Origin of the sequence: uncultured Butyricimonas sp. (assembly GCF_959596855.1) — a bacterium.
In the GTDB taxonomy this organism is placed as follows: Bacteria; Bacteroidota; Bacteroidia; order Bacteroidales; family Marinifilaceae; genus Butyricimonas; species Butyricimonas muris.
The window spans coordinates 1-11,795 of sequence record NZ_CAUFYA010000077.1 but is presented as its reverse complement, the minus strand read 5'-3'; the positions used below and the strand labels follow the sequence as shown (position 1 = coordinate 11,795).

Here is an 11,795-nt window from a genome sequence, read left to right as displayed (position 1 = left end):
ACTTTAACCGTTGTTGAAGAAGAGATGGTTCCCTTGATTCTGAAATACGTCAAGAATCTGGACGAGGTAAACAAAGAAAACGGAATCCGGGCTTTCGTCTGGGATATCACGGATATGTATTAAAAAAAGAGCCTTTCGGCTCTTTTTTTTGTTATTATGCCGAATAAATATTACATTTGGATGCATAATGACATTTTTATGAAAAAGCATCCCCTCCATATAACGATCTTTCTTTTATTATTCTTTATTTCAAATAGTTATGCTCAAAAGATTGATTTAATGCTACTCCCCACAGAAAAACGGGATAGTATTTTAGTAGAAATCGCTAAAAAAACGGTACTCAAACATGGACCGGATTATTACCGGGCAGACCGGGAAGTAAAGATTGACGGCAGCGGAGAAAGTTGGACAGGCTCGAAAGGGAAATTCCGTTTCTTTAGTGTTAGTTTTGCCAGCAAGCCGCGTGAAGAAGACCTTTGGTGTGATTACGCCGCGGAAGTATATATAAACATCGATACCCGAAAACCATTTTTTATCGCTTTTGGGAATGGCTATCGCGCCTATAATGAACCCGGACATTTTCAAGATACAATTATACCTTATCAGCAAAGACACGAGGTTCCTCTACCTCCCCTTCGCCCTATTCGTAATTCTCTCAATTTAGACGATCCGTTCTACTCGGATGATAGCAGAGATAGCACATTATCTTCATGGTGCCGTATTTTCATGGAAAAGTTTGCTCCCGAATATTACCGGAAAGATTACAAGCCGGAAATAACCAAAGGCATCAGTTTGGATGACGGGGGACGTTCTATAACAATTTCAGCAGCATACATCCCAAGAGATCCTCGTGAAGGACCAACAGACAAAGAGGAAAGAGAATTCGGCAGATACAAGTATTACATTGTATCCTATCTTTACGATGGCAGAGAAGAATATTTTTCTCGAAACTATTCGGCTCAAATAGAGATATGGGCAAAAACCAGCGAATTACGCCAAGTCAAATTCGGCAATGGGATCGAGATAAAATTAAGTGGCGCCCTTATGGAAGAAATCTCAGATACCCAGGGACGCAACAAATTCCTGCTTCCACTCATGCAAAGTGGTTTGGAATTAGATCCTCAACGGAAAAAAGTGCGGTTAGACTCTTTAGTTGCCAATACACGAGATTTATTGCTCCTGCAACTTAGTAAAGAAGCAGTATTAACAATAGGGCCGAGCTATTACCGAGAATACCAAAGGCCCTTGACCGATTCCACAACCATGGTAAACGTGGGACAAGGTGAAATGAAGCATTATTACCAAAAGTATCTTCCTCCAAAGATTTGTAGCAAAACATGGAAAGAACATGACAAAAATAAAAACAGGATGTATTACGAGGTAAACTTGTATCGCAATCCTCTCGAAGACAATCTAGAGAATAAAGAAGCTGCTAAAGTAAAAGTTTGGGCAGACACGGGAGATGTTTTCAGTATACATTTTGGCAATAACGTACTTGTTAATTTTGACGGTCTCGATTACCGGAAGATGAAAGAGATTGTTCCTTACCAAGACAGGAAATTAAAATAACAGATATAAAAAAAGTGGCCTAAGCCACTTTTTATTCGTCATTCTTCAACGACTTGAATCCCCTTCCAAGTATCTCCCGGGAGTCGATCACGTTGATAAAAGCATCCGGATCGATTTCACGAATACGATGACGCAAGATCATCATTTCACGACGGGTAAGAATCGTGTAAACAATTTCGCGAGATTCTCCTTTATAAGCACCGATTGCCGGAAGAATCGTCGCTCCGCGGTTGATGTCGTTCAAGATGATATTCTTGACTGTATCAACCTCTTTCGTCACGATCATCAAAGTCTTGTGCACGGAAGCACCTTCCACGATCAAGTCGATTACTTTACCTTCTATGAAGACAATAATCCAAGAGTACATCGGCAATTTCCAATCCCCGAAAGCCACCACGGTAGTTAAGGTAATCGTACAGTCGACGATAATTACCAATGTACCGAGAGAAATATGCGTGTACTTGTTCAAGATCATGGCGATGATATCCGATCCCCCGGAGGTAGCACGGGACTTAAAAATCATACCGATACCGATACCGTAAACGATACCACCGAAAATAGATGACAGCAAGGGTTCCTGAAGCATTGTACGCTCCGTGATACCGGGCTCCAACAAAGCATCAAAACCGTACGTCTGGTGGATCAACCACATGAAACTGGGGATAGCAAATGTACAGATCACTGTTTTAATTCCGAACTTCGCTCCCAGGAAATAAATTCCCAACAACAACAACGGGATGTCCATACAAAGGGCGGAAAGTTCTGTTCTCCAACCCCACAAATGATGGAATACCATTGACAAACCATAGGTGCCTCCCGGAGCAAAACCATAAGGCTCCGCAAACATCACTGCACCCACGGCAAACACGAAACAACCACCCAGCAACCAAGCATAAGTGATAAAGAAATCCTTAGAGAATAATTTCTCCTTAGTTACAAATCCCATACTAAATTCATTTATTATTCGACTTATTAATCGCACTCGTTAACGGCACAAAAGTACAACTTGTTTTCGACTTTTTACAACGTTTTCGCAGCTTGAAAAATTATTGTATTGCACTATATATCAATATGATACAAATAAAACAACTCGCATAATTATACAATCCGCTTCATAATTATACAAAAACCAAAAAAGTCCTTCAGAAATAATTTTCAATTCTCCATTTTCAATTTTCAATTATTTTCCCTACGTTTGTGAATGTATTGGAGAGTTAATGTTAGTCGTAACATTAGAAGGGAATCCCGTGAGAGTCGGGAACTGTACCCGCAGCTGTAAGCTTCATAACTTTAGTCTCTACTGCCACTGTCTGTACATAGATGGGAAGGCGACGAAAAGGAAGTAAGTCAGAAAACCTGCCAAGACGTAACTGTTTATGTGGCTTTCGGGAATTGAAGCTAGCAAGAGTTTTATTTCCAACAAGCATTGTTCTGTGAATAAGTGAGCACGTAATTGGATGTAAAATATCTCTGCCAACTTGTTTTACGTTGAATTTACAAGCTCACTTATTTTTATAGACTACCCGTAAAATTCTTTCACCAGCGACAAAATCGCATTCGGAACCAAGCCAGTAATATCTTTCTTTTGAATAATCATTTCCCGGATTTCTGTCGCGGACAAGGGAAACAAAGGAGCATCTATCATCCGCATTCCCGGGAATTGCCCGACAGTCACGTCTATTCCTAACCGGGGATACACGAAAATAGGGCAATGTTGCACGATCCAACGATAGTCTTTCCACTTCGTAAAATTCTCGACATTATCCCCACCAATGACCAAAACGAATTCCCGCCCCGGGTATTTCTCGAACAATAAATGCAGTGTATCCACCGTGTAAGAGGGTTTAGGCATGGTGAACTCAATGTCACAGGCTCGCATCCGGGGATCGTCGGCAATAGCTGCCTCAACAATTCGCAGACGGTCTGCCTCCAACAAAAGGAACCGATTGATTTTAAAAGGATTACAGGGACTGATAACAAACCATACCTCGTCGCACAATTTATTATCCAATAAATAGCGGGCAATTCCCACGTGACCGTTATGGATCGGGTTGAACGAACCGAAAAAAAGAGCCGTCACGGGCTGCCTGTATCCCTTTTCATCCTGCACCGCCATAACTATTTCAAAAAATCTCTTACCGCTTTTTCCGCCTGCTCCAGAGCACTTTCCAGCTTATCGTTCACTACGACGATATCAAATTTATCGGCAAAGGTCATTTCATATTCCGCTTTCGCCACCCGCTCCTCGATCTTCTCCGCGGAATCGGTACCCCGGGACTCTAATCGCTGACGTAAAACCTCCACGGATGGCGCTTGCACAAAAATAGAAAGAGCCCGTTCCCCGAATATCTTCTTGATATTCACGCCCCCGACAACATCCACGTCGAATACGACCGTATGCCCCTTCGCCCAAATCCTTTCCAACTCGCTCTTCAGTGTCCCGTAATAACAACCCGGATAAACCTGTTCCCACTCCAAAAAATCATCCTTATCGATCTTCTGTCTAAATTCATCCGTCGAAAAGAAATAATATTCCTTCCCATGCCGCTCTTCCCCTCTCGGCGATCTGCACGTCGCTGAAATCGAAAATTCCAATCCCAAACCCCGGGAGAGCAGATAATTCACAATAGTACTTTTCCCGGAACCACTGGGAGCTGAGAAAATAATCACTTTTTTCATTATTAATTATAAGTCTATAAGGTCCATAAAGTCCATAAGGTCTATAAGGTCCTTCTTTGTTAATCTAACATTTTTATAAAATTCGATAACATTTTGGAGATTCTTTCTGTTTCCAAAATCAAATCGGCACAAGTATTCTTTTCTATATAATCCAATTCTTTGGCTAATATTAACATTGAACGAACCTCTCCACAAGATCCTTTAGCAACAAAAAGGAAGTGCTTAAATTCTTTATCTGATCGACGTTCAAAACCTTCTGCAACATTATTCATGACAGAAACAGCAGCCCGTTGTATCTGATCTTTAAAACCATAGTCCTTTATTGGAGCCAACAATTTATAAATATTTTTTGTTAACTCCTTAGCTTTCTGCCAAGCAAGAATTTCTTCAAATCTCTCTATTTTCATGACCTTATGGACTTTATGGACCTTACAGACCTTACGGACTTATAACACATTAAGGCTCTGTTCTTTTATCTTTTCAAGTTCATCTTTCATGCGGACGACGAGCTTTTGAATGTCGTGATCGTTAGCCTTGGAACCCATGGTGTTGATTTCACGACCGATTTCTTGGGCTATAAATCCGAGTTTACGACCGGGAGCAACTTCTTTCTCGACAGTTTCGATAAAGTATTTACAATGGTTGGCAAGACGAACTTTCTCTTCCGTGATATCAAGTTTCTCAAGATAATAGATGATTTCCTGCTCTAAACGGTTCTCGTCGATATTTTTGATTTCGCCCCACTCTTTCATTTTGTCCTGCAAACGCTGTTTAATCGTCACCACGCGTTGTTTCTCGAAGCGGGGGACTTCGGCAGATAGACTCTTGATTAAATCTACACGTTTCAATATATCGGCAATCAATACCTTTCCCTCCTGTACGCGGAATTGATCCACGTCGGACAAGGCTTTCTCGATAGCACTTCTCAAAGCATTCCAAGCTTCCTCATCCAATTCATCCATCTTCACCTGCATGGTATCCGGGAAACGCATCACGGTTTGTAGTAATTCCCCTTTATCTATCTCAATACCCAAAGACGAAGCCACCTCGTTCATCTGGTTGTAATATTGTTTCACCACCGCCTGATTCACCGCGACTCCTTTTTCTTCCTCCGCGTTATCAAAATAGATATACATATCCACCTTACCGCGTTCCAACACATTTTTAATCATATTCCGGATCTCGATATCTTTCTCCTTGTAAAGACTCGGGGTTCTAAGATTAATATCCAATTGCTTTGAATTCAAGCTTTTTACTTCGACAATTACTTTCTTCGTTCCGTAGTCTGCTGTTGCTTTACCGAAACCGGTCATTGATTTTATCATACGTTCTTGTTTTTTATACAAACATTTAAGCACAAAAGTAAGGCTTTTTTTGAAAACCGACGTCGAATATTTACCTTTGTTGAGTTTTAAACACTACATAATGGAAACAAATCGTCTCTCTACCTTCCAAAAAGGAGTTGTCGGCGTACAATTTCTTTTCGTCGCTTTCGGTTCTACCGTACTCGTTCCTCTACTTGTCGGGCTTGACCCGTCCACCGCGCTTCTCACGGCAGGAATCGGGACATTGCTTTTCCACCTTGTGACCAAAGGTATCGTACCTATCTTCCTCGGCAGTAGTTTCGCTTTTATCGCTCCCATCATAAAAGCCGCGGAATTGTACGGCATGGCAGGAGCTCTCTCCGGCATGGTTGCCGTGGGTGCGGTATATGGAGTCATGAGTCTGCTCGTCAAATGGCGAGGCACGGACTTTATAAAAAGACTGTTTCCCCCGATTGTTATCGGTCCGGTCATTATTCTGATCGGGTTATCTCTAGCCGGAGCCGGCGTGAAAATGGCTAGCGAGAATTGGATTCTTGCCCTAACCGCTCTCGTCACCGCTGTCGTTGTTTCTTTGAAAGGAAGAGGACTTTTAAAACTAATCCCTATTTTTTGCGGGATTATCGTGGGCTATCTCGTGGCATTTTTCTTTTATGGCATAGACACGACTCCCGTAAAGGAAGCCCCGTGGTTTTCCTTGCCTCAATTTATAACCCCGGATTTCTCGTGGGAAGCCATTCTGTTTATGATACCCGTGGCCATCGCTCCCGTCATCGAGCATATCGGGGATGTCTACGCCGTGAATAGCGTCACGGGCAAAGATTTTATCAAGAATCCCGGGTTACACCGCACCTTGCTGGGTGACGGTATTGCCTGTGTATTTGCCGGACTCATCGGCGGTCCCCCGGTAACAACTTACTCGGAAGTAACAGGCGCCGTTTCCTTGACGAAAGTAACCAGCCCGGCAGTCATCCGGATTGCCGCTGTTACAGGTATTATTTTCTCTATTTTCGGTAAAATAAGCGCTTTCTTGAAATCCATCCCCGCCCCCGTGCTGGGTGGTATCATGTTACTCCTTTTCGGCACTATCGCTTCACTGGGCATGAGCAACCTGATCCAAAACAAAGTGGATCTCTCGAAAACCAGAAATATGATTGTCGTTTCCCTCATCCTGACTTTCGGTATCGGCGGTGCCGCCTTCCAATGGGGCAACTTTTCCATGTCGGGAATCGGACTTGCCGCTTTACTCGGAGTCGTACTTAACTTGATTTTACCACAAGAAACCACGAAATAGAGTTTATAAAGTTCATAAGGTTTGTAAAGTTCATAAAGTTACGGGAGTCCTTCGGACAATATTTATCGGTAGCTTATGCTGCCGTAGATAAAGCGCCCGCAGTGTCTATATACTTTATAAACCTTATGAACTTTATAAACCGATCTATTCTTAACAATTAAGTATCTGTGCTGTAACAAAAGATTCACAATATCAGCGGAAATTGCGGTCGTAAAAAGATAGAAAACAGATTACTTAAATGAATAGAAAATGAAAAACTTATTTCTAACAACAATTTTAATGTTAGCTGTTATTTTCAACAGCAACGCGACGAATGGGGAAACCACTCCCAACAAAAAAGTATCTATCTCGGGAGCCGGGGCTACCTTCCCTCTTCCGTTCTACAACCTAGCATTCAAGACCTATCAGGACAAAACCGGGAATTCCGTCACTTACGGGGGAATCGGCAGCGGTGGAGGTATCCGCAGCCTGAAAGATAAAATCGTGGATTTCGGAGGTTCGGATGCTTACCTTTCAGACAAAGAAATGAGCGAAATGCCCGCCGCGGTGATCCACATCCCGACTTGTATGGGAGCCGTGGTGTTAGCCTACAATCTTCCGGGAGTAGATAATCTGAAATTAACCGGAGAGATAGTGGCAGACATTTACATGGGTAAAATCACCAAATGGAACGACAGCCGCATTACCGCTATCAACCCCGGAGTAAATTTACCCGACAAAGACATGAGTCCCGTGTATCGCTCAGACGGTAGTGGAACCACTTTCGTGTTCAGTGACTATATGACCAAAATCAGCCCGGAATGGGCAGAAAAAATCGGTACCGGAAAATCATTGAAATGGCCGGCAGGAATGGCAGCTAAAGGCAATCCGGGTGTTGCCGGGGTAATCAGCCAGACCGTGGGTTCTATCGGTTACGTGGGTTCCGAGTACGCCTTTGCCATGAAAATCCAATTCGCGCAAATGAAAAATGCAGCCGGAAAGTTCATCAACCCGAACACGGAAAGTATCTCCGCCGCCGCCAAAGGAGACATGCCCGCCGACACCCGCACGATGATTACCAATTCCACCGCACCGGATGCTTACCCGATCAGCTGCTTTACATGGATTCTCCTGTACAAGGAACAAGCCTATGCCAACAGGAGTCTGGCACAAGCAGAAGAAACGCTAAAACTTTTAGATTGGATGTCAGATTCGGAAGCACAATCCATGACCTCGAAAGTAAACTACTCCCCGCTTCCCTCCAAAGCCGTGAAGAACGCAAAAGCATTACTGAAGTCGGTTACCTATAATGGAAAACCGATTTTATAATAAATCCACACGATACCATATCTCAAAGAGAGTATCTCTGTCATCAAGATACTCTCTTTTTTTATAACAAGAAAATCACTATCTTTGCACCCTAATTTAGAGTTTTACACCCGAATGAAGAACATTAGAAATTTCTGTATTATAGCGCATATTGATCATGGCAAGAGTACTCTTGCCGACCGTTTGTTGGAAACGACAGGGACTGTCGTGGGGAAAGATTTGCAAGCACAAGTGCTTGACGATATGGACTTGGAGCGAGAACGGGGAATTACCATCAAGAGCCATGCTATACAGATGGACTACAATTATAAAGGCGAAAAATACGTCCTTAACTTGATTGATACCCCGGGACACGTGGACTTCTCGTACGAGGTTTCACGCTCGATAGCCGCTTGCGAAGGAGCTTTACTGATCGTGGATGCCACTCAGGGGATTCAAGCACAGACGATATCGAACCTCTATCTTGCCATCGACAATAATCTGGAGATCATTCCGGTGCTCAATAAAATGGATATGCCGAACGCCATGCCCGAAGAGGTAAAGGACCAGATCGAGGAATTGCTCGGTTGCGACCGGGAAGATATCCTTGAGGCTAGCGGAAAAACGGGATTGGGTGTGGACAAAATTCTGGAAGCCGTGGTCGAACGGATTCCGGCTCCCACGGGAGATCCGGACGCTCCCCTTCAAGCTCTGGTTTTCGACTCGGAATTCAATTCATTCCGGGGGATTATTACCTATTGCCGGATCATGAACGGCAGCTTGAAGAAAGGTGATAAAGTGAAATTTGTCAGTACAGCCAAAGAGTACGATGCTGACGAGATTGGAGTATTGCGTCTGGAACAGGAACCCCGTAACGAGTTATGCACCGGGGACGTCGGATATATTATCTCGGGAATTAAAACTTCGTCTGAAGTAAAAGTCGGTGATACCATCACCCATGTCAGTCGCCCGTGTGAAACCGCCATCGAGGGATTCAAAGAGGTGAAACCCATGGTTTTCGCCGGAATTTATCCCATAGATTCGGAAGATTACGAAGACTTGCGTGCCTCCATCGAGAAATTGCAATTAAACGATGCCTCGTTAACCTTTGAGCCGGAATCTTCTGCCGCCTTGGGCTTCGGGTTCCGTTGCGGATTCTTGGGCATGCTGCACATGGAAATCGTGCAGGAACGCCTCGACCGCGAGTTCGACATGAACGTTATCACCACGGTTCCCAACGTAATGTATATCGCCCACACCACGAAAGGCGAATCCTTCGAGATGCACAACCCCTCGGATATGCCGTCACCTACCGTACTGGATTATATCGAGGAACCTTATATCAAGGCACAAATCATCACCCCCACGGATTATATCGGACAAATCATGACGCTTTGTCTCGGTAAACGCGGGATACTGATAAAGCAACATTACCTGACCGGAAATCGTATCGAGTTGAATTACGAGATGCCACTGGCTGAAATCGTCTTCGATTTCTATGACAAACTGAAAAGTATCACGAAAGGATATGCCTCTTTCGACTATTTCCAGATCGGCTATCGTCGGGCAAATCTGGTGAAACTGGATATCCTGCTCAACGGTGAATCCGTGGACGCCCTGTCCGCCCTTATCCATTTCGACAATGCTTACTCCTTCGGGAAGCGCATTTGCGAGAAATTGAAAGAACTGATTCCCCGCCAGCAATTCGATATCGCCATACAGGCTGCTATTGGAGCGAAGATTATATCTCGCGAAACAATCAAGGCCGTTCGCAAGGACGTGACGGCAAAATGCTACGGTGGTGATATCTCCCGTAAACGTAAACTATTGGAAAAACAGAAAAAAGGAAAGAAGCGAATGAAACAAATCGGTAACGTCGAAGTGCCGCAGAAAGCATTCCTTGCCGTACTGAAACTGGATTAGAAAATAAGAGGTGTGTTTGGACACACCTCTAGTCTGTAATGTCCATAAAGTCGAGCCTCCGGCTCCTAAAGTCCATAAAGTCCACAATTCAATAACAAAATGATATACAATATCATAAATTAGGACTCTCAATACATTTGACCTTACAACAATTATGGACTTTCAGACCTTATGGACGCAAGGGCGTGTTTTGACACGACCTCCTTTTATTTTCTAAACCAACCCTTTAGCATCCCGATAGCCCGGTGTTTCGTGTTATACACGGTACGAATACTCATCCGTAACTTCTCGGCTATCTCTTCCGCCTCGAAACCCGACAGATAAAGTTTCATCACTTTCCCCCCGGGATCAGGAATCCGCTCGACATATTCCAACAATGAAGCCCCCAGTTCACTTTCCACGATATCATTCTCAAAACCGCCATTCAATTCTGCCACATTTTTATATTTCCGCTCCACTTCCAAATGATTCACGTAATTCCTGTAACCATTTTTGATCGCAACAAACAGGAAAGCCTTTATTTTCAAAAAACTGTCAAAAGTAATATCCGTCCGCTCCCAGAGATTACAGAACACATCCTGCACCACATCATCCGGTTCCATTGAAGTAGTCGCGTAAAGACGCCTAGCGTAAGTATGAAGTTCCGTGAAATATTTCATATACACGGAAGTAAAAGCCGAAGTATCACGTCGATTAAAACGTGTTAACAAAACCGTAAGCTCATCATCATTCCTGCAAGGATCCATACACGACACTTTGATATTTTCCTCCTCAAAGTTAGAAAAAAATTACAAATCTCATAGTATCTATACAAGTTATTCCAAAATTATACTATTCTCGTTTCTTCCATCGTCGCTTCACCCAAGCCACTGCTATCGAACTCACGATTCCTCCCACGATACTAACCATGCCGGCAAACAAGTGATCTGCCACCTGCGACAACACCGAGTTAAAACTCAACGTTGTAAACATTCCTATCACAAAATAATCCATACAATTGAAAATTGAAAGTTAAAAACAAAAGGGCTCCAGCCGCCCAAAAGCGAAGCCCCGTGCGGCTGGAATCACCCAATCTAAAATCAGAAATCAAGAAATCAGTAAGCTGTCCGACGCCCTTTTCCCGTTTTTCAACGTGGCAAAACAATACACCTTCACGTTCGTGTTGTCCCACTCTTCCGGGAGCGCACAACTCGTGCTGCCACTCTCGCCACGCTCCCTCAACACCACCAGTCTCGCCCGTCCCCGTGTCGTCTCGTACAATACACCATACACCTTGTCCTCCGCGGAAGCGTACCCGTCCTCCTCTTCCTGTACTTCCTGCGTGAACTGGTACTTCTTACTCTCCTCGTCGTACGTTACCGTTACCTTCGGCGGATTCACCAACCCGGTAGCTACCAGCAATTTCTCAAAATCTACTGTCGCCACGTTCTTCTCGTCCACCGTTACGGCTTTCTGATTCGACGCCACGAACGCATTCGACGTCGTCCCCTTCCCGATCCCCACGAAGCCTTTCTGCACGATCGGCAATAGACTCTGGGATAGCTGTACTAACGTTTTCATCCTCGCCCGCTGTGCCAAAGCCTCCGGCGTCGGGTTATCCTTCCGGGAGAATATCTTCGCCTTCGCGATGTTCTTCTTCCTCGTGTAACACAACGTGATGTTACCTACTGATTTTCTCGCTTTACCTAACAAATAAGAATTAAATTCTGCCATAAAATAAT

Annotated in this window: 12 protein-coding genes and 1 riboswitch; of the genes, 4 read left to right on the top strand and 8 right to left on the bottom strand. The window is 43.9% G+C overall.

Annotated elements, in window-relative coordinates:
• Positions 1-279: 279 nt before the first annotated feature.
• The gene (locus tag Q5866_RS20200) at positions 280-1,569 is read left to right on the top strand and encodes a hypothetical protein (protein ID WP_303182143.1); all 1,290 of its coding nucleotides are present in this window, start codon (positions 280-282) and stop codon (positions 1,567-1,569) included.
• Between the two features lie 31 nt (positions 1,570-1,600).
• Here Q5866_RS20200 and Q5866_RS20195 read toward each other — a convergent pair whose 3' ends face one another.
• The 5 genes from Q5866_RS20195 to Q5866_RS20175 form a co-directional block, all read right to left on the bottom strand.
• Positions 1,601-2,515 (bottom strand): YitT family protein, encoded by a 915-nt coding sequence (locus Q5866_RS20195; RefSeq protein WP_186974802.1) that lies wholly within the window; start codon positions 2,513-2,515, stop codon positions 1,601-1,603.
• A gap of 244 nt (positions 2,516-2,759) precedes the next feature.
• Positions 2,760-2,948: riboswitch (cobalamin riboswitch) on the top strand.
• 140 nt (positions 2,949-3,088) lie between these two features.
• A complete protein-coding gene (gene nadD, locus Q5866_RS20190) occupies positions 3,089-3,685 on the bottom strand; it encodes a nicotinate (nicotinamide) nucleotide adenylyltransferase (protein ID WP_303182140.1) in 597 nt (198 codons plus the stop codon).
• Positions 3,686-3,687: 2 nt separating this feature from the next.
• A complete protein-coding gene (gene gmk / locus Q5866_RS20185; protein WP_186974804.1) occupies positions 3,688-4,248 on the bottom strand; it encodes a guanylate kinase in 561 nt (186 codons plus the stop codon).
• Between the two features lie 59 nt (positions 4,249-4,307).
• Complete coding sequence (locus Q5866_RS20180) at positions 4,308-4,655, bottom strand: four helix bundle protein (protein WP_186974805.1); 348 nt, start codon at positions 4,653-4,655, stop codon at positions 4,308-4,310.
• Between the two features lie 39 nt (positions 4,656-4,694).
• Positions 4,695-5,573, bottom strand: coding sequence for a YicC/YloC family endoribonuclease (locus Q5866_RS20175; RefSeq protein ID WP_099291231.1), 879 nt, complete (start codon positions 5,571-5,573; stop codon positions 4,695-4,697).
• 100 nt (positions 5,574-5,673) lie between these two features.
• Here Q5866_RS20175 and Q5866_RS20170 point away from each other — a divergent pair, with 100 nt between their 5' ends.
• The 3 genes from Q5866_RS20170 to lepA all read left to right on the top strand — a co-directional run bounded on the left by Q5866_RS20170 (position 5,674) and on the right by lepA (position 10,074).
• Positions 5,674-6,864 (top strand): uracil-xanthine permease family protein, encoded by a 1,191-nt coding sequence (locus Q5866_RS20170; RefSeq protein ID WP_186974806.1) that lies wholly within the window; start codon positions 5,674-5,676, stop codon positions 6,862-6,864.
• Between the two features lie 249 nt (positions 6,865-7,113).
• The gene (gene pstS, locus Q5866_RS20165) at positions 7,114-8,172 is read left to right on the top strand and encodes a phosphate ABC transporter substrate-binding protein PstS (protein ID WP_303182134.1); all 1,059 of its coding nucleotides are present in this window, start codon (positions 7,114-7,116) and stop codon (positions 8,170-8,172) included.
• Between the two features lie 114 nt (positions 8,173-8,286).
• Entirely contained in the window at positions 8,287-10,074 is a 1,788-nt protein-coding gene (lepA, locus tag Q5866_RS20160) for a translation elongation factor 4 (RefSeq protein ID WP_303182132.1), read from the top strand.
• Between the two features lie 206 nt (positions 10,075-10,280).
• On the opposite strand, the gene Q5866_RS20155 is transcribed toward lepA, so the two are convergent.
• From Q5866_RS20155 to Q5866_RS20145, 3 genes are all read right to left on the bottom strand, one after another.
• The gene (locus tag Q5866_RS20155) at positions 10,281-10,820 is read right to left on the bottom strand and encodes an RNA polymerase sigma factor (RefSeq protein ID WP_099291234.1); all 540 of its coding nucleotides are present in this window, start codon (positions 10,818-10,820) and stop codon (positions 10,281-10,283) included.
• Between the two features lie 85 nt (positions 10,821-10,905).
• Positions 10,906-11,067 (bottom strand): hypothetical protein, encoded by a 162-nt coding sequence (locus Q5866_RS20150; protein ID WP_176554979.1) that lies wholly within the window; start codon positions 11,065-11,067, stop codon positions 10,906-10,908.
• Positions 11,068-11,160: 93 nt separating this feature from the next.
• The coding region (locus tag Q5866_RS20145) for a DUF6266 family protein (protein ID WP_303182129.1) at positions 11,161-11,795 on the bottom strand (635 nt) is incomplete at its 5' end.

Bases quoted from the DNA above. Each gene is read 5' to 3' on its own strand.
- Q5866_RS20155 (WP_099291234.1), bottom strand. From the start codon at position 10,820: ATGGATCCTTGCAGGAATGATGATGAGCTTACGGTTTTGTTAACACGT.
- Q5866_RS20200 (WP_303182143.1), top strand. From the start codon at position 280: ATGCTACTCCCCACAGAAAAACGGGATAGTATTTTAGTAGAAATCGCT.
- Q5866_RS20150 (WP_176554979.1), bottom strand. From the start codon at position 11,067: ATGGATTATTTTGTGATAGGAATGTTTACAACGTTGAGTTTTAACTCG.
- Q5866_RS20195 (WP_186974802.1), bottom strand. From the start codon at position 2,515: ATGGGATTTGTAACTAAGGAGAAATTATTCTCTAAGGATTTCTTTATC.
- lepA (WP_303182132.1), top strand. From the start codon at position 8,287: ATGAAGAACATTAGAAATTTCTGTATTATAGCGCATATTGATCATGGC.
- pstS (WP_303182134.1), top strand. From the start codon at position 7,114: ATGAAAAACTTATTTCTAACAACAATTTTAATGTTAGCTGTTATTTTC.
- nadD (WP_303182140.1), bottom strand. From the start codon at position 3,685: ATGGCGGTGCAGGATGAAAAGGGATACAGGCAGCCCGTGACGGCTCTT.
- Q5866_RS20175 (WP_099291231.1), bottom strand. From the start codon at position 5,573: ATGATAAAATCAATGACCGGTTTCGGTAAAGCAACAGCAGACTACGGA.
- Q5866_RS20180 (WP_186974805.1), bottom strand. From the start codon at position 4,655: ATGAAAATAGAGAGATTTGAAGAAATTCTTGCTTGGCAGAAAGCTAAG.
- gmk (WP_186974804.1), bottom strand. From the start codon at position 4,248: ATGAAAAAAGTGATTATTTTCTCAGCTCCCAGTGGTTCCGGGAAAAGT.
- Q5866_RS20170 (WP_186974806.1), top strand. From the start codon at position 5,674: ATGGAAACAAATCGTCTCTCTACCTTCCAAAAAGGAGTTGTCGGCGTA.